The 19,857-nt window shown below is 70.7% G+C and carries 16 protein-coding genes; 11 read left to right on the top strand and 5 right to left on the bottom strand.

Annotation, left to right across the window (positions count from 1 at the left end; translation table 11 throughout):
- The first annotated feature begins 142 nt into the window (after positions 1-142).
- Together hisF and hisI are read left to right on the top strand one after the other, a co-directional pair.
- Complete coding sequence (hisF, locus tag ABD289_RS18515; RefSeq protein WP_344134121.1) at positions 143-916, top strand: imidazole glycerol phosphate synthase subunit HisF; 774 nt, start codon at positions 143-145, stop codon at positions 914-916.
- On the top strand, positions 913-1,263 hold the full coding sequence (gene hisI, locus ABD289_RS18510; protein WP_344134117.1) for a phosphoribosyl-AMP cyclohydrolase: 351 nt from the start codon (positions 913-915) through the stop codon (positions 1,261-1,263). The genes hisF and hisI overlap by 4 nt, the downstream gene beginning before the upstream one ends.
- A 111-nt stretch (positions 1,264-1,374) precedes the next feature.
- Here hisI and ABD289_RS18505 read toward each other — a convergent pair whose 3' ends face one another.
- Entirely contained in the window at positions 1,375-2,007 is a 633-nt protein-coding gene (locus ABD289_RS18505) for a TetR/AcrR family transcriptional regulator (RefSeq protein ID WP_344134114.1), read from the bottom strand.
- Between the two features lie 138 nt (positions 2,008-2,145).
- Here ABD289_RS18505 and ABD289_RS18500 point away from each other — a divergent pair, with 138 nt between their 5' ends.
- Complete coding sequence (locus ABD289_RS18500) at positions 2,146-2,871, top strand: SDR family NAD(P)-dependent oxidoreductase (protein WP_344134109.1); 726 nt, start codon at positions 2,146-2,148, stop codon at positions 2,869-2,871.
- Positions 2,872-2,926: 55 nt separating this feature from the next.
- On the opposite strand, the gene ABD289_RS18495 is transcribed toward ABD289_RS18500, so the two are convergent.
- On the bottom strand, positions 2,927-3,559 hold the full coding sequence (locus ABD289_RS18495; protein WP_344134105.1) for a TetR/AcrR family transcriptional regulator: 633 nt from the start codon (positions 3,557-3,559) through the stop codon (positions 2,927-2,929).
- A gap of 94 nt (positions 3,560-3,653) precedes the next feature.
- On the opposite strand from ABD289_RS18495, the gene ABD289_RS18490 reads away from it, so the two are divergent.
- From ABD289_RS18490 to lgt, 6 genes are all read left to right on the top strand, one after another.
- Complete coding sequence (locus ABD289_RS18490) at positions 3,654-5,228, top strand: anthranilate synthase component I (RefSeq protein WP_344134102.1); 1,575 nt, start codon at positions 3,654-3,656, stop codon at positions 5,226-5,228.
- Positions 5,206-5,817 carry a Trp biosynthesis-associated membrane protein gene (locus ABD289_RS18485; protein ID WP_344134099.1) on the top strand — a complete coding sequence of 204 codons (612 nt, stop codon included), beginning with the start codon at positions 5,206-5,208 and terminating at the stop codon, positions 5,815-5,817. Before ABD289_RS18490 ends, ABD289_RS18485 begins: the two co-directional genes overlap by 23 nt.
- 271 nt (positions 5,818-6,088) lie before the next feature.
- Positions 6,089-6,901 (top strand): indole-3-glycerol phosphate synthase TrpC, encoded by an 813-nt coding sequence (gene trpC / locus ABD289_RS18480; RefSeq protein WP_344134096.1) that lies wholly within the window; start codon positions 6,089-6,091, stop codon positions 6,899-6,901.
- Positions 6,902-6,944: 43 nt separating this feature from the next.
- On the top strand, positions 6,945-8,207 hold the full coding sequence (gene trpB / locus ABD289_RS18475) for a tryptophan synthase subunit beta (protein WP_344134093.1): 1,263 nt from the start codon (positions 6,945-6,947) through the stop codon (positions 8,205-8,207).
- The gene (gene trpA / locus ABD289_RS18470) at positions 8,204-8,995 is read left to right on the top strand and encodes a tryptophan synthase subunit alpha (protein ID WP_344134090.1); all 792 of its coding nucleotides are present in this window, start codon (positions 8,204-8,206) and stop codon (positions 8,993-8,995) included. The genes trpB and trpA overlap by 4 nt, the downstream gene beginning before the upstream one ends.
- Before the next feature lie 66 nt (positions 8,996-9,061).
- Positions 9,062-10,171 carry a prolipoprotein diacylglyceryl transferase gene (gene lgt, locus ABD289_RS18465; protein WP_344134087.1) on the top strand — a complete coding sequence of 370 codons (1,110 nt, stop codon included), beginning with the start codon at positions 9,062-9,064 and terminating at the stop codon, positions 10,169-10,171.
- Positions 10,172-10,256: 85 nt separating this feature from the next.
- On the opposite strand, the gene ABD289_RS18460 is transcribed toward lgt, so the two are convergent.
- The 3 genes from ABD289_RS18460 to ABD289_RS18450 all read right to left on the bottom strand — a co-directional run bounded on the left by ABD289_RS18460 (position 10,257) and on the right by ABD289_RS18450 (position 12,993).
- The gene (locus tag ABD289_RS18460; protein ID WP_344134084.1) at positions 10,257-11,027 is read right to left on the bottom strand and encodes an ABC transporter ATP-binding protein; all 771 of its coding nucleotides are present in this window, start codon (positions 11,025-11,027) and stop codon (positions 10,257-10,259) included.
- A complete protein-coding gene (locus ABD289_RS18455) occupies positions 11,024-11,971 on the bottom strand; it encodes a FecCD family ABC transporter permease (RefSeq protein WP_425564746.1) in 948 nt (315 codons plus the stop codon). Before ABD289_RS18455 ends, ABD289_RS18460 begins: the two co-directional genes overlap by 4 nt.
- Before the next feature lie 80 nt (positions 11,972-12,051).
- Positions 12,052-12,993: an ABC transporter substrate-binding protein gene (locus ABD289_RS18450; RefSeq protein ID WP_344134078.1), complete on the bottom strand. Its 942-nt coding sequence runs from the start codon at positions 12,991-12,993 to the stop codon at positions 12,052-12,054.
- A 633-nt stretch (positions 12,994-13,626) separates the two neighbouring features.
- Here ABD289_RS18450 and gltB point away from each other — a divergent pair.
- Complete coding sequence (gene gltB, locus ABD289_RS18445; protein ID WP_344134075.1) at positions 13,627-18,177, top strand: glutamate synthase large subunit; 4,551 nt, start codon at positions 13,627-13,629, stop codon at positions 18,175-18,177.
- On the top strand, positions 18,170-19,672 hold the full coding sequence (locus tag ABD289_RS18440; protein ID WP_344134072.1) for a glutamate synthase subunit beta: 1,503 nt from the start codon (positions 18,170-18,172) through the stop codon (positions 19,670-19,672). The genes gltB and ABD289_RS18440 overlap by 8 nt, the downstream gene beginning before the upstream one ends.
- The last annotated feature ends 185 nt before the right edge of the window (positions 19,673-19,857 follow it).

The following is a 19,857-nucleotide window of genomic DNA, read 5'->3' as shown; positions in this document are numbered from 1 at the left end:
GTTTTGCCTAAAACTGTGAGAGTCCGCGCCCGAAATGTCCGGACAGTTTTAGGCAAAACTGTGGTTGGCAACACCGCACCTCGCTGGCGGCACACCGCATGCGGCTCCGCAGCCGTCCGCGAGGACCCATTAGGCTGGAGTCATGGGTGTTGCGGTGCGGGTCATCCCCTGCCTGGACGTTGATCAGGGCCGGGTCGTCAAGGGCGTCAACTTCACCGATCTCCGGGACGCCGGGGACCCGGTGGAGCTGGCCGAGGCCTACGACGCGGAGGGCGCCGACGAGCTGACGTTCCTGGACGTCACGGCGTCGTCCTCGGACCGCGCCACCACCTTCGACGTGGTGCGCCGCACCGCCGAGCAGGTCTTCATCCCGCTGACCGTGGGCGGCGGCGTGCGCAGCACCGACGACATCGACCGGCTGCTGCGCACCGGCTCGGACAAGGTCAGCCTGAACACCGCCGCGATCGCCCGTCCCGAGCTGCTCAACGAGGCCTCCAAGCGGTTCGGCGCGCAGTGCGTGGTGCTGTCGGTGGACGCGCGCCGCGTTCCCGAGGGCGGGCAGCCGACGCCCTCCGGCTACGAGGTCACCACGCACGGCGGACGCCGGGGCACCGGCATCTGCGCGCTGGAGTGGGCGGCCAAGGGCCAGGCGCTCGGCGTCGGCGAGATCCTGCTGAACTCGATGGACGCCGACGGCACGAAGGCCGGGTTCGACCTGGAGATGATCAGGGCGGCCCGCGAGGTCGTCGACGTGCCGCTGATCGCCAGCGGCGGGGCCGGTGCGGTCGAGCACTTCGCGCCCGCAGTGCGCGCGGGCGCCGACGCCGTGCTGGCCGCGAGCGTCTTCCACTTCGGCGAGCTGCGCATCGGCGAGGTCAAGGACGCCATGCGCGCGGAAGGGATCACGGTCCGATGAACGAGCTCGATCCCGCCGTCGCCGAACGGCTCAAGCGCACCCCCGACGGACTGGTAGCGGCCATCGCGCAGCAGCGCGGCACGGGCGAGGTGCTGATGATGGCCTGGATGGACGATGAGGCCCTGCACCGCACGCTGACCACGCGCAAGGGCACCTACTACTCGCGCAGCCGCGGGACGCACTGGGTCAAGGGCGAGACCTCCGGGCACACCCAGCACGTGCACGAGGTCCGCCTGGACTGCGACGGCGACACGCTCCTGCTGGTCGTCGACCAGGAGGGCGCCGCGTGCCACACCGGTGACCACACCTGCTTCGACGCTGACGTCCTGCTCGCACCGGAGAGCTGACCGGCCTACCGGCGGCGGAGGTGCCCGGTGGTTTCGCTCGGGCCGGTCGGTCCGGGTTGACCCGCGGGCGATGAGCGCACCTCTCACCCGGGAGCGCCGCCCTCGTGCGTGCTACGTCGTGTCGCCGAGGTCTTTCAAGGCGTCGTGGACCTGCTGCTCGGTCGGCTGGGTTGCGGGCGGTTGCGCGCGGGCGGCCTCGGTGCGCAGACCGTCCAGCAGGAAGGCGGCTTGGCGGCGCCAGGCGTTCGGGGCGGCTTCGCCGGTCGAGCGGGCCAGCAGAGCGTTGGCGGCGAAGGCGAACACCAGGTCCGCATCGGTGAAGTCGGGGCGGAGAGCGCCGGCCTCGCGGGCTCGCCCGAGGATCCGCTGAGCGGCGTCCCTGGTCCGGTCGCAGGCGGTCATGAGGCGTTCCGCGCCCGGATAACGACCGCTGACCACGTCGGCGACGGCGGGGTCGGTGGCCTGGAGCTCGCAGATTTTCTCGACGTAGTGCGCGAATCCCGCCCAGGCGTCCTCGATGGACAGGGCCTGCTGCGCGACCTCCTCCAGGCGGCGTGCCGCGTGATCGGTCACCACCTCGTCGATCAGGGCCTCGCGAGTACCGAAGAGGTTGTAGAGCGTGCCGTGGCTCACCCCTGCCCGCCGGGCGATCTCCTTGAGCGGTACCTGCAGGCCGCGCTCGTGGAAGAGCTCGGCGGCGGCTGCTCGCAGCTTCTCGGCGTTCCGTTGCGCGTCGGCCCGCATCTGGTGATTCCTCCTGGTCCTGGCCCGGTGTTCCTTCGCCTCGTTCCACCCCGGACTTGACCCTTCGGTCAATTTGCATGCTACCGTCGAATTAAGTTGACCAGAGGGTCAGGTTTTCTGGGTGAGGGGAAGTCTCAGATGTCCAAAGTGATCGCCGTCTTCGGGGCCGGGACCGGCCTCGGCGCCTCCGTAGCTCGTCGTTTCGGCCGTGAAGGCTTCCGCGTCGCCCTGGTGGCGCGGCGCAGGCAGCGACTGGACTCCCTCGTCGAACAGCTGGCCGCGGACGGCGTCGAAGCAGCCGGGTTCAGCGCTGACCTGTCCCGACCCGCCGAAGTGCCGGAGCTGATCGCGAGCATCCGCGACCGCTTCGGCCGCATCGACGTGATCGAGTACGGGCCGTTCAGCGCTGAGCAGAGCTTCGGTCCTGCCGCCCTGACGGACGCTGCCACCCTGGAGAAGGGCCTCCCGGTGTTCCTGCTGACACCCGTGGAGGTGGTCCGCGCGATGCTGCCGGAGTGGACCGAGCGGGGAGATGGCGCCTTTCTCCTGACCACCGGTGTCACGGCGGTCCACCCCGTGCCCGGGCTCAGCGGCCTGGCTCCGCTCGGCGCCGCTGTTCGCAACTACCTGCACTCCCTCCACGGCGAGCTGGCCGATGCGGGCATCTACGCCGGAACCCTCTCCGTCGGGGCGACGATCGCCCGCAGCGAGATGAGCGCACTCATCGCCCAATCCGGAACTGCTGCGGAGCCGGCTGCGGAGTTCCCGGTCGTCGACCCCGACGACCTCGCCGAGCAGTACTGGGACATGTACACCGAACGCGACCGGATCGAGCAGCTCCACCCGCAACATCGGAGCGCGTAGTCCCATCGCGCATCGATCCGCGGCACGCCCGGCCCAGCGGCGGACGAAACATCCCCTACGCGAACGTGACCTCGCCCAGATCGCCGGTGAGGTAGCGCTGCAGGTTCGGCGCGATGGAACTGACGATGGTGTCCACGTCGGCCGAGGCCAGCGGCTCCAGGTGGATGACGTAGCGGGCCATGCCGAGCCCGACCACCTGGGTGGCGCACAGGGCCACCCGCAGGTCGGGCCGATCCGAGCCGAGCTCTTGGAGCAGCCGGTTGAACAGGACGTTCCGGACGAAGTCGCGCAGCATCGACACCGCGATCTCGTTGCCAGCCACGCTGCGCACCAGCGCGGCGAACTGGCCGCCGCCCGCGCCGTCCCAGACCGAGACGAACCGCCGCAGGATCCGCTCGGCCAGCTCCTCCGGTGGTCCGTCGAGCAGCTCCGGGACCAGATCGGCCGGGTTGACCGGGATGCGCATCGCGGCGAGGAACAGGCCCTCCTTGCCGCCGAACCAGTGGTTGACCATCGCCGGGTCCACTCCGGCGCGACCGGCGATGGTGCGCACCGTCGCGGACTCGTAGCCCTGCTCGGCGAACACCTCCCGCGCGGCGGTCAGCAGCGCCGATTTCGTGTCGGCGCCGTTGCGCCTGCGACCCCGTCGCTTCGGCTCGTCGTTGTCCCGGTCGGCTGCACTGCTCACCCGACCATCCTCGCCGCACGGGTGCCCGGGAGGCAAAACCGGTTGCGGGTAGGTGCCGCGTCGGGCGGACCCGGTGCGCGGCACAATGGAACGCATGGTCGGTGACGGTGAGATCGGCAGCATCAGCCCAGGACGCGAGGAGTTCCGGACCCTGGCCGCGGACCGCAGGGTGATCCCGGTGGTGCGACGGCTGCTCGCGGACGACGAGACCCCGCTGGGCGTCTACCGCAAGCTGGCGGGCAATCGCCCCGGAACTTTCCTGCTGGAGTCCGCTGAGAACGGTCGTTCCTGGTCGCGATGGTCGTTCGTGGGCGCCCGGAGCGCGGCCGCGCTCACCGTCCGCGACGGCGAGGCGCACTGGACCGGCACCCCGCCGGTCGGCCTGCCCACCGGCGGCGACCCGCTGGAGGCGTTGCGGGAGACGCAGCGCCTGCTGCACACCGACCCGCTGCCCGGGATGCCGCCGCTGACCGGCGGCATGGTCGGCTACCTGGGCTACGACTCGGTTCGGCGCATGGAGCGGCTGCCCGAACTGACCGAGGACGACCTGCAGATCCCCGAGATGGTGATGCTGCTGGCCACCGACCTGGCCGCGCTGGACCACCACGAGGGCACGATCACGCTGATCGCCAACGCCGTGAACTGGGACAACAGCCCTGAGCGAGTGGACGCCGCCTACGACGACGCAGTGCGCCGCCTCGACGAGATGACCGAGCGGCTGAGCACGCCTGCGGCCCCCACGGTGGCCACCTTCTCCCGGCCGAGCCCGGACTTCGTCCGGCGGCGCACCCAGGAGGAGCACTTCGCGGCGGTGGAGAAGGCCAAGGAGGCCATCCGCTCCGGCGAGGCGTTCCAGGTCGTGGTCTCGCAGCGCTTCGAACTCGAGACGCAGGCCGATGCGCTGGACATCTACCGGGTGCTGCGCACCACCAATCCGAGCCCGTACATGTACCTGCTGCGGCTGGAGGACCCGAACGGCGGCAGCCCGTTCGACATCGTTGGCTCCAGTCCGGAATCGCTGGTCAAGGTGCACGACGGCCAGGCCACCACGCACCCGATCGCGGGTACCCGCTGGCGCGGGGCCGACGAGGACGAGGACGCGGTGCTGGAGAAGGACTTGCTCGCCGACGACAAGGAGCGCGCGGAGCACCTGATGCTGGTCGACCTCGGACGCAACGACCTGGGCCGGGTGTGCGCCCCCGGTTCGGTGCGGGTGGTCGACTTCTTCCGCATCGAGCGCTACAGCCACGTGATGCACCTGGTCTCCACCGTCACCGGGCAGCTGGCCGAGGGCAAGACCGCTTTCGACGCGATCGCCGCCTGCTTCCCGGCCGGGACGCTGTCCGGTGCGCCCAAGCCGCGCGCCCTGCAGCTGATCGAAGAGCTGGAACCCACCCGGCGGGCCCAGTACGGCGGCGTGGTCGGTTACCTGGACTTCGCCGGGGACGCCGACACCGCGATCGCCATCCGCACTGCTCTGGTGCGTGACGGCACGGCCTACGTGCAGGCGGGCGGCGGCATCGTGGCCGACTCGGACCCGGCCGCCGAGGACCGGGAGTGCTTGAACAAGGCCCGCGCGGTGCTCAACGCGGTGGCCACCGCCGAAACCCTCGCCGCGCCGGGCGGCGAAGTAGTGGAGGAGCGCGTTGACCAGCGCGCAGGTATCTGAGCCCGAGCCCCGATCGAGAGGGCTGCTGTGGATCGTGGTGCTGCTGGTGCTGGCAGGCGCCGGGGTGCTGTGGGGCGCTTCCGCGCTGACCTGGGCTGACCAGCAGTTCGACACCCCGCTGGGCAGCACGATGACCAGCGGCGGCACCGGTGCCCAGCTCCGCCCGGAGCTGGGCCCGATGGCGCTGGCCTCGCTGGCGGCGGTGGCCGCGGTGCTGGCCACCGGCGGGCTGCTGCGGCGGCTGATGGGTCTGCTGGTGGTCCTCGCGGGCGCGCTGCTCGGCTGGCGCGGCTACCAGACGTTGACCGGCGGCTGGTTCGACTACGTGCGCGAGCACGCCCCGGCGGGCGGCACGCCGGTCAGCGAGGTCAGCACCCAGCCCGCGGGGCCGTTGCTGATGCTGCTGGGGGCGCTGCTGCTGGTCGCGGCGGGTGCGCTGACGGTGCTGCGTGCCGGGCGGATGCCCGCGATGGGTGCCAAGTACTCCGCGCCGGGAACGGCCAAGGAGCGCCCTTCCCACGATTCGGACCGGCAGTTGTGGAACGAATTGGACGCGGGTCGCGATCCCACCGCGGAAGACGATCGCTGAGCTGCCGGGTACGGCCCGAAACTCCTGCTGTGCGTCGTGCAGGGCAGTGATCTCGCAGCGCCGCAAGGGCCGAAGGTCCCTGTTGCGCTGGGCCTCCGGGCCCACCCCTTGGCGAGGGGTGCGGTTGGTGAGGTTTAGCATCGGCCATGCGACGGCACGGCGGGAAGGGGAGTGTCGTGATCGAGCGCAATGAGTTCATCTGCGCATTCAACGACGGGTGTTCCAGCGACTTGCGGGTGCGTGTTCGGGGCACAGCCGGCGAGGTGTTCGCGTGACCGTTCTGGAATCCATCATCGAAGGCGTGCGGGAGGATCTCGCGGCCCGCGAAGCCGCGACCTCCTTCGACGAGATCAAGCAGCTGTCCGCTGCCGCGCCACCACCGCACGACGTGCTGGCCAAGCTCAGCGAGGGCGGCGTGGGCGTGATCGCCGAGGTCAAGCGGCGGAGCCCGTCCAAGGGCGAGCTGGCCGAGATCGGTGAGCCGGCCGATCTCGCGGCCGACTACGCCGAGGCCGGTGCGCGCGTGATCAGCGTGCTCACCGAGCAGCGCCGCTTCGGCGGTTCGCTGGCCGACCTGGACGCGGTGCGCAAGCGCGTCCCCGGCACACCGGTGCTGCGCAAGGACTTCATCGTCAGCCCGTACCAGGTGCACGAGGCGCGGGCGCACGGTGCCGACATGGTGCTGCTGATCGTGGCCGCCCTGGAGCAGAACGTCCTCGAGGCGCTGCTGGACCGGGTCGAGTCGCTCGGCATGGCGGCGCTGGTCGAGGTCCACACCGCCGAGGAGGCCGACCGGGCACTGGAGGCGGGCGCGAAGATCATTGGCATCAACGCGCGCAATCTGCACACGCTCGACGTCGATCGGGACGTGTTCGGCCGGATCGCGCCGGGACTGCCGCCGGAGGTCATCAAGATCGCCGAGTCCGGTGTCCGCGGGCCCAGCGACCTGATGGCCTACGCGGGATCGGGCGCCGACGCCGTGCTGGTCGGTGAAGGCCTGGTGACCAGTGACAATCCCAAGTCGGCCGTCAACCAGCTGGTGACCGCCGGTTCGCATCCGGCGTGCCCGCGTCCGAGCCGGTGAGCACCGGTGGGCGCGGCGTCGCGTGAGGCACAGGAGGAACGAAATGACCGTCGGGGCTGATGCCGCGCGCGCTCACCGGTCGGGCAGGCCGGTGCCCGAGGGACATGACCCGGACGAACGCGGTCACTTCGGTGACTACGGCGGCCGGTTCATGCCCGAGGCGCTGATCGCCGCTCAGGACGAGCTGGCCGCCGAGTACGCCAAGGCGCAGCAGGATCCGGAGTTCCTCGCCGAACTCGACGATCTGCTGCGCAACTACGCGGGCCGCCCGTCGCTGCTGACCGAGGCCAAGCGCTTCGCCGAGCACGCGGGTGGCGCGCGGATCCTGCTCAAGCGGGAGGACCTCAACCACACCGGCTCCCACAAGATCAACAACGTGCTCGGTCAGGCGTTGCTGGTCAAGCGGATGGGCAAGAGCCGGGTGATCGCCGAGACGGGTGCGGGCCAGCACGGCGTGGCCACGGCCACCGCCTGCGCGCTGCTGGGCCTGGACTGCGTCGTCTACATGGGCAAGGTCGACACCGAGCGCCAAGCCCTCAACGTGGCGCGGATGCGGCTGCTCGGCGCCGAGGTCATTCCGGTGGCCAACGGTTCGGCCACGCTCAAGGACGCGATCAACGAGGCGCTGCGCGACTGGGTCGCCAACGTCGAGCACACCCACTACCTGCTGGGCACGGCGGCCGGGGCGCACCCGTTCCCGATGATGGTGCGCAACTTCCACCGGGTCATCGGCGACGAGGCCCGGGAGCAGGCGCTGGCGATGGCCGGGCGGTTGCCGGACGCGGTCGTGGCCTGCGTGGGCGGTGGCTCCAACGCGATCGGCATCTTCCACGGCTTCCTCGACGACGCCGACGTGCGCCTCGTCGGCTACGAGCCCGCCGGACACGGCATCGATTCCGGCGAGCACGGCGTGACCCTCGGCGAGGGCTCGCCGGGAACGCTGCACGGCGCGCGCTCCTACCTGCTGCAGGACGACGACGGGCAGGTCACCGAGGCCTACTCGATCTCGGCCGGGCTGGACTACCCGGGCGTGGGCCCGGAGCACTCCTACCTCAAGGACTCGGGGCGCGCCGAGTACCGCTCGGTGACCGACGACGAGGCCATGCAGGCCTTCCAGCTGCTCACGCGCACCGAGGGCATCATCCCCGCGATCGAGTCCGCGCACGCCCTGGCCGGCGCGATCGAGCTCGGCCGGGAGATCGGCCCGGACGGCGTGATCGTGGTCAGCCTCTCCGGGCGGGGCGACAAGGACATGGACACCGCGGCGAAGTACTTCGGCCTGGTGGATTCGGAGGAGGCTCAATGAGTCTGGACGAGGTCTTCCAGGCCTGCCGGCGGGAAGAGCGGGCCGCGCTGATCGGTTACCTGCCCGCCGGGTTCCCGACCGTCGAGGGCAGCGCCGAGCTGTTCCGCGCGATGCTGCCGGGCGAGGACCGGCCGGGCTGCGACATCGTCGAGGTCGGCCTGCCGTTCTCCGACCCGGTGATGGACGGCCCGACCATCCAGGCCGCCAGCGAGACCGCGCTGCGCGCGGGGTTCCGGGTGCGCGACGTGTTCGACCTGGTGTCCTCGATCGCCGAGGCCGGCGGCAACGCCGTGGTGATGACCTACTGGAACCCGGTGCACCGCTACGGCCCGGCCGCGTTCGCCCGCGATCTCAAGGCCGCGGGCGGGCTCGGGGTGATCACCCCGGACCTGATCCCGGACGAGGCCGCGGAGTGGATCGACGCCACCGACCAGCACGGGTTGGACCGGATCTTCCTGGTCGCGCCCTCCTCGACGGAGGAACGGCTCGGGATGACCGCCAAGGCCAGCAGCGGCTTCGTCTACGCCACCTCGGTGATGGGCGTGACCGGTGCCCGCGATTCCGTGGGCGCGGCGGCCGCGGGACTGGTCGAGCGCACCCGCGCGCACACCGACCTGCCGATCGGCGTGGGCCTGGGCGTGCGCTCGCCGGAGCAGGCGGTCGAGGTGGCGGGCTTCGCCGACGGCGTGATCGTCGGTTCCGCGTTCGTCACCCGCGCCCAGGAGGACGGCGCGGCGGGCGTGCGCCAGCTCTCCGGTGAGCTGGCGGCAGGCGTGCGCGGCCGGTGAGCCCTGGTGCTCACGCGCCGTTGAGGGACAGATACCGTTGGCCTCGTGAATGCCTCGGTTGCCGCTATGGCGAGTCCCTTCCTGGCTAACATTCCCAGTCCCCCGCAAGGGGTTTGGTACATCGGACCGGTTCCGATCAGGGCCTACGCGCTGTTCATCATCGCGGGCATCTTCGTCGCGGTCTGGCTCGGCAGCCGCCGCTGGCAGGCGCGCGGTGGCCGGGAGGGCACCGTCGTCGACATCGCCGTGTGGGCGGTGCCGTTCGGCCTGATCGGCGGACGGCTCTACCACGTGGCCACCGACTGGTACAAGTACTTCGGCCCGGACCGCAACCCGCTGGACATCTTCAAGGTCTGGAACGGCGGCCTTGGCATCTGGGGCGCCGTCGCGCTCGGCGCGGTCGGCGCGTGGATCGGCTGCAGGCAGCGCGGCATTCCGCTGTCGGCCTTCGCCGACGCCGTCGCCCCCGGCGTGGTCCTGGCGCAGGCCATCGGCAGGCTCGGCAACTACTTCAACCAGGAGCTCTACGGCGGTCCGACGGACCTGCCGTGGGGGCTGGAGATCTACCGGCGCATCGACCCGTCCACGGGTCTGGCCGACCCGATCGCGGGCGTGGCCATCGACAAGACGCCGATCACCGTCGTGCACCCGACCTTCCTCTACGAGCTGGTCTGGAACGTCGGCGTCTTCCTGCTGCTGATCTGGGCGGACCGCCGGTTCAAGATGGGGCGCGGCCGGGTCTTCGCGCTCTACGTGGCCGGCTACACGCTCGGCCGGGTCTGGATCGAGATGATGCGCGCCGACCAGGCCACGCACATCCTGGGCATCCGGATCAACGTGTTCACCTCGATCCTGGTCTTCGCGGGCGCCGTCGCCTACCTGCTGATCGTTCGCGGCAAGCGGGAGGAGCCGGCGAAGCTGATCGGCAAGCCCTACCCGGAGGACCTGCCACCCACGACTGTCTCGGGCGGCGACGGATCCGCGAAGGTCTCCGGCCGCGAAGCGGAGTCCACCGGCGCGAAGTCCACCGAGGGGAAGTCCGCGGAGGACGAGCCGGACGAGGACGATCCCGGCGGGGACACCGGCGAACCCGGCGACGAGAAGGCCGCGGCGGACGAGCCCGGCGAGGAAGAGGCCGGTTCCGGGGATTCCAAGGCGGGCAACTCGAACTCGTGACCACCCCGGCCCCTGCGGTCCGGTGCCGAACCACCCCGGCGAGACGGATGTTTCGCCGGGGTGGTTTTCGCAGGTGCGGCGGTTGCTAGCGGACGGGGGCGATGACCGGGGTGCCGTCGGGCGAGTGCAGGATCGAGGTCCGCGCGGCGTAGTGGGTCGCGAGCAGCTCCGGTGTCAGCGCCTCCGAGGGCGTTCCCTCGGCCACCACCTCGCCGCGATCGAGCAGCAGCAATCGTTCCGCGTACTGCCCAGCCAGGGTCAGGTCGTGCAGCGTGCTGACGACGGTGGTCCCCAGCTCGCGGCGGAGCTCGTCGACGAGGTCCAGCAACGCCTGCGCGTGCCCGATGTCCAGCCCGGTGGTCGGCTCGTCCAGCAGCAGCACCCCCGCTCGCTGGGCGAGCGCCCGCGCCAGCACTGCCCGCTGGCGCTCACCCCCGGACAGTGTGGACAGCGACCGGTTCGCCAGACCGGTCAGGTCCAGCTTCTCCAGCACCCAGGCCACCACGTCGAGGTCGGCCGCGCTCTCCCTGGCCAGCAGCCCCAGGTGCGGTGTCCTGCCGAGCAGGACGTAGTCGGTCACGGTCAGGCCGATCGGCAGCTGCGGGATCTGCGGGGCGTAGCCGATCGCCCTGGCGCGTTCCCGCCGCCGCAGCGCTTCCAGCGGCCTGCCGTCGACCAGCACTCCGCCGGTGTGCCGGACGAGCCCGGCGATGGCCTTCAGCAGGGTCGACTTGCCCGCTCCGTTGGGCCCGATGATGCCCAGCCAGCCACCGGTGTCCACAGTGGTCGAGATGCCGGAAAGCACTTCGCGGCCGCGGTATCCGGCGGACAGCGAGCGCACCTCGATGCCGCTCATGAGTGCCTCCGCTGCAGCAGCAGGGCGAAGAACGGTGCGCCGGTGAACGCCGTGATTACGCCGATCGGGATCTCCGCGGGTGCGAGCACCGTGCGCGCCAGCATGTCGGCCAGCACGAGGAACACGCCGCCGAACAGCAGCGACAGCGGGACGATGATCCGGTAGCTCCCGCCCGCGGCCAGCCGCACCAGGTGCGGCACCACCAGGCCGACGAACCCGATCAGGCCGGCCACCGACACGGCCGCGGCGGTGGCCAGCGACGCCGCGATGAGCACCAGAGCCCGCACCCGGCCCGGTTTCACGCCCAGCGAGGCGGCCTCCTCGTCGCCGGTGCCCAGCAGATCCAGCAGGCGCGCGCACACCAGCAGCACGAGCGCGGCCACCACCAGGTAGGGCAGCACCACGAGAACTTCGCGCCAGCCAGTGGTGCTCAACCGGCCGAGGATCCACATGTAGACCTGCTGCAGCGATTCCACGCGCAGCTGCTGCACGAAGGTCTGCCCGGCGGTCAGGAACGCGCCCACCGCGACCCCGGCGAGCACCAGCGTGGCGGTGTCCGAGCCCGCCGAACGCCCCACCAGCCAGGTCAGGCCGACACCGCCGAGCGCTCCGGCGAACGCGGCCGCCTGCACCGGAACGCCCAGTCCGTACTGCGGCACCAGGGCGATCACGATCGTCACCGCCAGTCCGGCCCCGGAGGCGGACCCCAGCAGGTACGGGTCGGCGAGGGGATTGCGGAACACGCCCTGGAACGCCGCACCGGACACGGCCAGCGCGGCTCCGACCAGCAGCCCGAGCACGGTGCGCGGCACGCGCAGCTCCCACAGGATCGCCGCCTCGCGCTCGGAGAGCGGCGATACCCCGCCGGTGAGCTGCGCGGCGATCTCGCCGAGCACCCGCTGCCAGCCCAGTCCCGCGGCCCCCACCAGCACCGACAGCACCATGCTGCCCAGGAGCACCAGCAGTCCGATGACGAGATGCCGCGGGCGCAGTCTGCTCCGCGTTAGCGCGCCGAGCCGGTCGCTCACTCCTGCTGGGCCTTGGTGACGGCCTTGCTGATGGCCTTCACCAGATCGACGACGCGCGGACCCCAGCGGCTCGCGATGTCGTCGTTGAGCTCGACGACGCGGTCCTGCCGCACCGCGTCGAGGGTGTCCCAGCCCGGTCGTTCGGCGACCTTGGCCTTGTTCACGCCGCAGCACTTCGTGTCGGCCAGGAAGATCAGGTCCGGGTTGGCCTGTACCACGTGCTCGGCCGAGACCTGCGGGAACTCGCCGCCGGCGGAGTCGGCGATGTTGGTCATGCCGAACCGGGAGTAGACGCTGCCCACGAAGCTCTGCGAGGTGGCCGTGTAGAAGTCCGGGTTGACCTCGTGGAAGTAGCTCAGCGGTTCCGGCGGCTTGGGCGTGCTCTCGACGATGTCGGCGATCTGGCCGCGCATCTTGTCCGCCAGCGCCTTGGCCTGCTCGTTGTGCCCGGTTGCCTGCCCCAGCGCCTCGATCTGCTGGAAGGCCTCGTCCAGGTTCTTGGCCGCAGGCGTCAGCAGCACCGGGACGTCGATGGCGCGCAAGCCCTCGGCGAGTTGCTCGGCGTTGTCCGGAGCGACCACCAGGTCCGGATTCTGCTGGGCCACCGCGCCCGCGTCGGCGGTGAACCCGCTCAGCTCGGTGTTCGGCGCCTTGCTCGGGAAGTTCGAGTACTTGTCGACCGCGACGACCTGCTCGCCCGCGCCGATGGCGTAGAGCGACTCCGTCGCGGTCGGGGACAGGGACACGATCTTCTTGGGCTGGTTGACCAGCGTCACCGGGTCCTGCCCGGGCAGCTCGACCTTCACCGGGAACGCGGCGGCGGGGTCCTCGGCGGGAGCCTGTGCGGATGTGTGCTGTCGGGTCGCGCATGCGGTCACACCGCTGAGCAGAGCGAGCGCAGCGAGCAGCAGGGTGGCGAGGCGACGGAACCCGGTCATGACTTCCCTACGGTTCGGCCGGTGCTCGTAGCGCCGTTCCCGTGCGGAAACGGAGCCGGCACCGGGGGTGGCGGACGCAGACGCCACGCGCAAGCGGCAGCGCACCGGTTTCCCTCCACGCTGGCGTCCCGCGAGCAACTCAACTCCCTCGAGTGCTCTGAGCTGGAAAGATATCAGGAATGATCGGCCGTTGGCGCGGGCGCGGGGCGTGCGTCACCGCGAGGGCTGTCCGGATGGCTGCACAACGGTTAGATTTGGTGACGAAGCGCGTTCACCGATACATCGAAAACGCTGGTCGGTGCGCCGAGATGTGTAGCATTCGTGCCACGGGCTTCAACACGAAGTCAGCCGCGAGCAACCCGCTGAGCGGCGTGAACGCTCCGCTTAAGAATCGTCAAGCGGTGTACAACATGGTCAGCATCACTCTCGAATTGCTGCTTCTGGGTGTCCTGGCTGTTAAAGTCTGCTAAACGCTCTGGTTACCGCGAACGGGCCGTCATGCCCGGAAAATCTCTCGCGAACCGGACGCCGAAGCATGCGGGCCAGCGTCGTCCCGTGCCCAGAAGTCGCCAAAGTCAGGTCAACGTTCGACCTCCGACTTTCAGCACGAGATCTGACGAGGGAGGTCTGCGCATGGTCTTCTCCGCCGCCCCCGCGGCCCAGGGCCTCTACGACCCGGCCGCGGAGCAGGATTCCTGCGGTGTCGCCATGGTCGCCGATATCCGTGGACGACGTTCTCACGGCATCGTCGCCGATGCCCTGACCGCCCTTTCGAACCTGGAACACCGCGGTGCCGCTGGCGCCGAGCCGACCAGCGGTGACGGTGCCGGAATTCTGCTGCAGCTGCCCGACGAGCTGCTGCGGGCCGAAACCGATGTCGTGCTGCCGGAGCCGGCGGGCAACGGCGAGCACCGGTACGCGGCGGGAATGGCCTTCCTGCCCGCCGACGCCGAGCAGCGCGCGCGGGCCCAGCGGCTGATCGAGGACGTCGCCGCCGAGGAGAACCTGCGGGTGCTGGGCTGGCGCGACGTGCCCACCACCCCGGACGCCGCGGACGTGGGCACCACCGCCCGCAGGTCCATGCCGCACTTCGCCACCGTCCTGGTGGCCGGACAGCGCGACGAGGCGGGTCTCGCTCTCGACCGGCTGGCGTTCTGCCTGCGCAAGCGGGCCGAGCGCGCTGCGGCCGAGCAGGGGCTCGAGCTCTACTTCCCGTCGCTGTCGAGCCGCACCTTCGTATACAAGGGCATGCTCACCACCGAGCAGCTGCCCGCGTTCTTCCCGGACCTGCGCGACGAGCGCACGGCGAGCGCGATCGCGCTGGTGCACAGCCGCTTCTCCACCAACACCTTCCCGTCCTGGCCACTGGCGCACCCGTTCCGCTACGTGGCGCACAACGGCGAGATCAACACGATTCGCGGCAACCGCAACCGGATGCACTCCCGCGAGTCCCTGCTGTCCTCGGACCTCATCCCGGGCGATCTCTCGCGGCTGTACCCGGTCGTCGCCGACGACGGATCGGACTCGGCCTCCTTCGACGAGGTCCTGGAACTGCTGCACCTCGGCGGGCGCAGCCTGCCGCACGCGGTGCTGATGATGGTCCCGGAAGCGTGGGAGAACCACGCCGAGATGGACGCCAAGCGCCGGGCCTTCTACGAGTTCCACGCCAGCCTGATGGAGCCGTGGGACGGGCCTGCCTGCGTCACCTTCACCGACGGCGAGCTCGTCGGCGCCGTGCTGGACCGCAACGGCTTGCGCCCCGCCCGCTGGTGGCGGACCAGCGACGACCGCGTGGTGCTGGCCAGCGAGACCGGCGTGCTCAACGTCAAACCCGAAGAGGTCGTGGCCAAGGGCCGCCTGCAGCCGGGCCGGATGTTCCTCCTGGACACCACCGCGGGCGAGATCGTCGACGACGAGCGGCTCAAGACCGAGCTCGCCGACGAGCACGCCTACGACGAGTGGCTGCACGCCGGGCAGCTGCACCTCGACGAGCTGCCCGACCGCGAGCACGTGGTCAGCACGCACGAGTCGGTGGTGCGCCGCGAGCAGGCGTTCGGCTACACCGAGGAAGAGCTCGGCCTGCTGCTGGCACCGATGGCCACCGGTGGCGCCGAACCGCTGGGCTCGATGGGCGCGGACACTCCGCCCGCCGTGCTCTCGCAGCGCCCGCGGATGCTCTACGACTACTTCGTCCAGGGCTTCGCGCAGGTCACCAACCCGCCGCTGGACGCGATCCGGGAGCAGATCGTCACCTCGGTCGCCCGCGTGATGGGCCCGGAGCAGAACCTGCTCGCCCCGTCGCCGGCGTCGTGCAGGCACATCATGCTGCCCAACCCGGTGATCGACAACGACGAGCTCGCCAAGCTCATCCACATCAACGACGACGGCGACCTCCCGGGGTTCGCCTCGGCCGTGATCTCCGGTCTCTACGAGGTCGACGGCGGCGGCGAGGCGCTCGGCCGGGCCATCGAGCGGGTGCAGCGCGAGGCATCGGAGGCCATCGCCGCGGGCGCTCGCGTGCTGGTGCTCTCCGACCGCGATTCCGACCACCGGATGGCGCCGATCCCGTCCCTGCTGCTGACCTCCGCGGTGCACCAGTACCTGATCGGCACCAAGGAGCGCCTGCGCGTCGCGCTGGTCGTGGAATCCGGGGACGCCCGCGAGGTGCACCACGTGGCCGCGCTGCTGGGCTACGGTGCCGCGGCGGTCAACCCGTACCTGGCGTTCGAGGCGATCGAGGACATGATCGCCACCGGCGAGATCACCGGCATCCGCTCCAAGGACGCCGTCGGCAACTACGTGCAGGCACTGGTCAAGGGCGTGCTGAAGGTGATGTCCAAGATGGGCATCTCCACCGTCGGCGCCTACACCGCCGCGCAGGTCTTCGAAGCGGTCGGCCTGTCCCAGGACCTGGTCGAGCGCTACTTCCGGGGGACCACGTCCAAGCTCGGCGGCGTCGGGCTCGACGAGCTGGCCGAGGAGGTCGCCCGGCGGCACCGCACCGCCTTCCCGGACAACCCGACCGAACAGGCGCACCGCAGGCTCGAGGTCGGCGGGGACTACTCCTACCGCCGCGAGGGCGAGCTGCACCTGTTCACCCCGGAGACGGTGTTCCTGCTGCAGCACTCCACCAAGACCCGTCGCTACGACAAGTTCCGCGAGTACACCGCGGAATGCGACCGGCTGGCGGCCGAAGGCGGGACGCTGCGCGGGCTGTTCGACTTCGACAGCGGGCGCGAGCCGATCGACGTCGACGAGGTCGAACCGGCTTCGGAGATCATGAAGCGGTTCTCCACCGGTGCGATGAGCTACGGCGCCATCTCCGCCGAGGCCCACGAGGTCCTGGCCATGGCGATGAACCGCATCGGCGGCAAGTCCAACTCCGGTGAGGGCGGCGAGGACGTCGACCGCCTCTACGACCCGGAGCGCCGCTCGGCGGTCAAGCAGGTCGCTTCCGGGCGGTTCGGCGTGACCAGCGAGTACCTGGTCAACTCCGATGACATCCAGATCAAGATGGCGCAGGGCGCCAAGCCCGGCGAGGGCGGCCAGCTGCCCGCGCACAAGGTCTACCCGTGGATCGCCAAGACCCGGCACTCCACGCCGGGCGTCGGGCTGATCTCGCCGCCGCCGCACCACGACATCTACTCGATCGAGGACCTGGCGCAGCTGATCCACGATCTGAAGAACGCCAACGAGCGCGCCCGCGTGCACGTCAAGCTGGTCAGCGAGGTCGGCATCGGCACCGTCGCCGCGGGCGTGTCCAAGGCGCACGCCGACGTGGTGCTGGTCTCCGGGCACGACGGCGGAACCGGCGCGGCCCCGCTGACCTCGCTCAAGCACGCGGGCACGCCGTGGGAGATCGGTCTGGCCGAGACCCAGCAGACCCTGCTGCTCAACGGCCTGCGCGACCGGATCACGGTGCAGTGCGACGGCGGGTTCAAGACCGGCCGCGACGTGGTGATCGCCGCGCTGCTGGGTGCCGAGGAGTACGGCTTCGCCACGGCTCCGCTGGTGGTCGAGGGCTGCGTGATGATGCGCGTGTGCCACCTGGACACCTGCCCGGTCGGCGTCGCCACCCAGAGCCCGGAGCTGCGCAAGCGGTTCACCGGCCAGGTCGACCACGTGGTGAACTTCTTCGAGTTCATCGCCGAGGAGGTCCGCGAGCACCTGGCCCAGCTGGGCTTCCGGACCCTCGACGAGGCGATCGGCCAGGTCTCGGCGCTGCGCAAGGACGAGGCCGTGCAGCTGTGGAAGGCCAAGGGACTGGACCTGGAACCGGTGTTCGCCGAACCGGAGACGCCGTACTCCGCGGTGCGCCGCCGGGTGCGCGAGCAGGACCACGGTCTCGACCACGCGCTGGACCGCACGCTGATCCAGCTCGCCGAGGCTTCCCTCGAGGACGCCCGTCCGGTGAAGCTGCAGCTGCCGGTGCGCAACGTCAACCGCACCGTCGGCACCCTGCTGGGTGCCGAGCTCTCCCGCCGCTACGGCGGCGACGGCCTGCCGGACGACACCGTGCACGTCGAGCTCGAGGGGTCGGCCGGACAATCGCTGGGCGCGTTCCTGCCTCAGGGCATCACGCTGGACATGATCGGCGACGCCAACGACTACGTCGGCAAGGGCCTCTCCGGCGGACGGATCGTGGTGCGCCCGCACCCGGACTCGGCCTTCGCCGCCGAGGACCAGGTGATCGCGGGCAACGTGATCGGCTACGGCGCCACCACCGGCGAGATCTACCTGCGCGGCAAGGTCGGTGAGCGCTTCGCGGTCCGGAACTCGGGCGCCCTGCTGGTTTGCGAGGGCGTCGGCGACCACGCCTTCGAGTACATGACCGGCGGCCGCGCGGTCGTGCTCGGCGGCACCGGGCGCAACGTGGGCGCGGGCATGTCCGGCGGCATCGGGTACGTGCTCGACCTCGACCCGGTTCGGGTCAATCCGGCGATGGTGGACCTGCAGAAACCCAGCGCCAAGGAACTGAAGTGGCTCCACGAGATCGTGGAGCGTCACCACGAGCTGACCGGCTCCGCGGTGGCCGCGTCGCTGCTGGGCGACTGGCCGCGACGTTCGGCGGCGTTCACCAAGGTGATGCCGCGCGACTTCGAACGGGTCCTGGAAGCCATGCGGATGGCCAGGATCGAAGGCCGCGACGTGGACGAGGCGATCATGGAGGCTTCCCGTGGCTGACCCCAAGGGCTTTCTGAAGTATTCGCGGGCCGACGCCCCCAAGCGCCCCACCGACGAGCGGCTGGGTGACTGGCAGGAGGTCTACGCGGCGCTTTCCACCCAGGAGCGCAACGAGAGCGTCTCCACCCAGGCCGCGCGCTGCATGGACTGCGGCATCCCGTTCTGCCACTCCGGTGGTGCGGGCTGCCCGCTGGGCAACCTGATCCCGGAGTGGAACAACATGGTTCGGCGCGGCCAGTGGGAGGCCGCCAGCGAGCGGCTGCACGCGACCAACAACTTCCCGGAGTTCACCGGCAAGCTGTGCCCGGCGCCGTGCGAGGCCGGTTGTGTGCTCTCCATCTCGCCGGACGCGGGCGGCCCGGTGGCGATCAAGCGGGTCGAGGAGACCATCGCCGAGGTCGGCTGGGAGAACGACTACGTCGTCCCGCGCACCGCCGAGGAGCACACCGGCAAGCGCGTCGCCGTGGTCGGTTCCGGACCCGCCGGTCTGGCAGCCGCGCAGCAGCTGACCCGCGCCGGCCACGAGGTGACCGTCTACGAGCGGGACGATCGCATCGGTGGGCTGCTCCGCTACGGGATCCCCGAGTTCAAGATGGAGAAGTCCGCCCTGGACCGGCGCCTGGTGCAGATGCGCGACGAGGGAACCAGGTTCATCACCGGCTGCGAGGTCGGGGTGGACCTGACCGTCGAGGACCTCAACGCCGGCTACGACGCGGTGGTGCTGGCGGTGGGCGCGCTGCGCTGCCGCGACGACAACAGCATCCCGGGCCGCGAGCTCAACGGTGTGCACCTGGCCATGGAGCACCTGGTTCCGGCCAACAAGGAGCTCGAGGGCGACGGTCCCGCGCAGCTGTCGGCCGAGGGCAAGCACGTCGTCATCCTGGGTGGCGGGGACACCGGCGCGGACTGCTACGGCACCGCGACCCGGCAGGGCGCGCTGTCGGTCACCCAGCTGGACAACTACCCGCAGCCGCCGACCGAGCGCGACGACGACCTCTCGCCGTGGCCGGTCTGGCCGTACATCCTGCGGACCTACCCGGCGCACGAGGAGGCGGGAGAGCGGAAGTTCGCGGTGGCCATCGAGTCGTTCGTCGGCGACGAGCAGGGCGACGTGCGCGCGGTGCGGTTGCGCCACGTCGAGGTGCGCCGCGACGAGAACGGCCGCAGGCAGGTCGTCCCGGTCGACGACGAGGTCGAGGAACTGCCGTGCGACCTGGCGCTGCTGGCGATCGGTTTCGAGGGCGTCGAACGCATGTCGCTGCTCGACGGTCTCGGGATCGAGCTGACCAAGCGCGGCACCATCGGTAGCGGCTCGAACTGGGAGACCACCGCTCCCGGTGTGTTCGTCTGCGGCGACGCGCACCGGGGCGCGTCGCTGGTGGTGTGGGCGATCGCCGAGGGGCGTTCGGTCGCCAGCGCGGTCGACGCCCACCTCACCGGCGAATCGGCCCTGCCCGCGCCGGTGCACCCGACCGCGCTGCCGCTGGCGGTGTGACCGACCGTCCGCACCCCTGGTGACCAGGGAAGATCGAGGGCCCGGGGGAGTTTGCTCCCGGGCCCTCGAACCGTTTGGAGGGGGTGGGTGAACGGCAGGTTTCGCGGGGTGTAGAGTTATCCGAGTCAGCGCGATGCGGACCGGGGAAACCGGGCCGGGCCTGATGCGGGCCCCTTGAAGTGGCT

The sequence above is a fragment of the Saccharopolyspora halophila genome, from assembly GCF_039531955.1.
In the GTDB taxonomy this organism is placed as follows: domain Bacteria; phylum Actinomycetota; class Actinomycetes; order Mycobacteriales; family Pseudonocardiaceae; genus Saccharopolyspora; species Saccharopolyspora halophila.
The sequence above is the reverse complement of the archived record's forward strand: the minus strand, read 5'-3'. Positions and strand labels throughout refer to the sequence as shown.

Coding starts and splice junctions, on each gene's coding strand:
- ABD289_RS18490 (WP_344134102.1), top strand. CDS start 3,654: ATGGTCGGTGACGGTGAGATCGGCAGCATCAGCCCAGGACGCGAGGAG.
- ABD289_RS18505 (WP_344134114.1), bottom strand. CDS start 2,007: ATGCGGGCCGACGCGCAACGGAACGCCGAGAAGCTGCGAGCAGCCGCC.
- hisF (WP_344134121.1), top strand. CDS start 143: ATGGGTGTTGCGGTGCGGGTCATCCCCTGCCTGGACGTTGATCAGGGC.
- gltB (WP_344134075.1), top strand. CDS start 13,627: ATGGTCTTCTCCGCCGCCCCCGCGGCCCAGGGCCTCTACGACCCGGCC.
- trpA (WP_344134090.1), top strand. CDS start 8,204: ATGAGTCTGGACGAGGTCTTCCAGGCCTGCCGGCGGGAAGAGCGGGCC.
- trpB (WP_344134093.1), top strand. CDS start 6,945: ATGACCGTCGGGGCTGATGCCGCGCGCGCTCACCGGTCGGGCAGGCCG.
- hisI (WP_344134117.1), top strand. CDS start 913: ATGAACGAGCTCGATCCCGCCGTCGCCGAACGGCTCAAGCGCACCCCC.
- ABD289_RS18500 (WP_344134109.1), top strand. CDS start 2,146: ATGTCCAAAGTGATCGCCGTCTTCGGGGCCGGGACCGGCCTCGGCGCC.
- lgt (WP_344134087.1), top strand. CDS start 9,062: ATGGCGAGTCCCTTCCTGGCTAACATTCCCAGTCCCCCGCAAGGGGTT.
- ABD289_RS18455 (WP_425564746.1), bottom strand. CDS start 11,971: ATGGTGCTGTCGGTGCTGGTGGGGGCCGCGGGACTGGGCTGGCAGCGG.
- ABD289_RS18450 (WP_344134078.1), bottom strand. CDS start 12,993: ATGACCGGGTTCCGTCGCCTCGCCACCCTGCTGCTCGCTGCGCTCGCT.
- ABD289_RS18460 (WP_344134084.1), bottom strand. CDS start 11,027: ATGAGCGGCATCGAGGTGCGCTCGCTGTCCGCCGGATACCGCGGCCGC.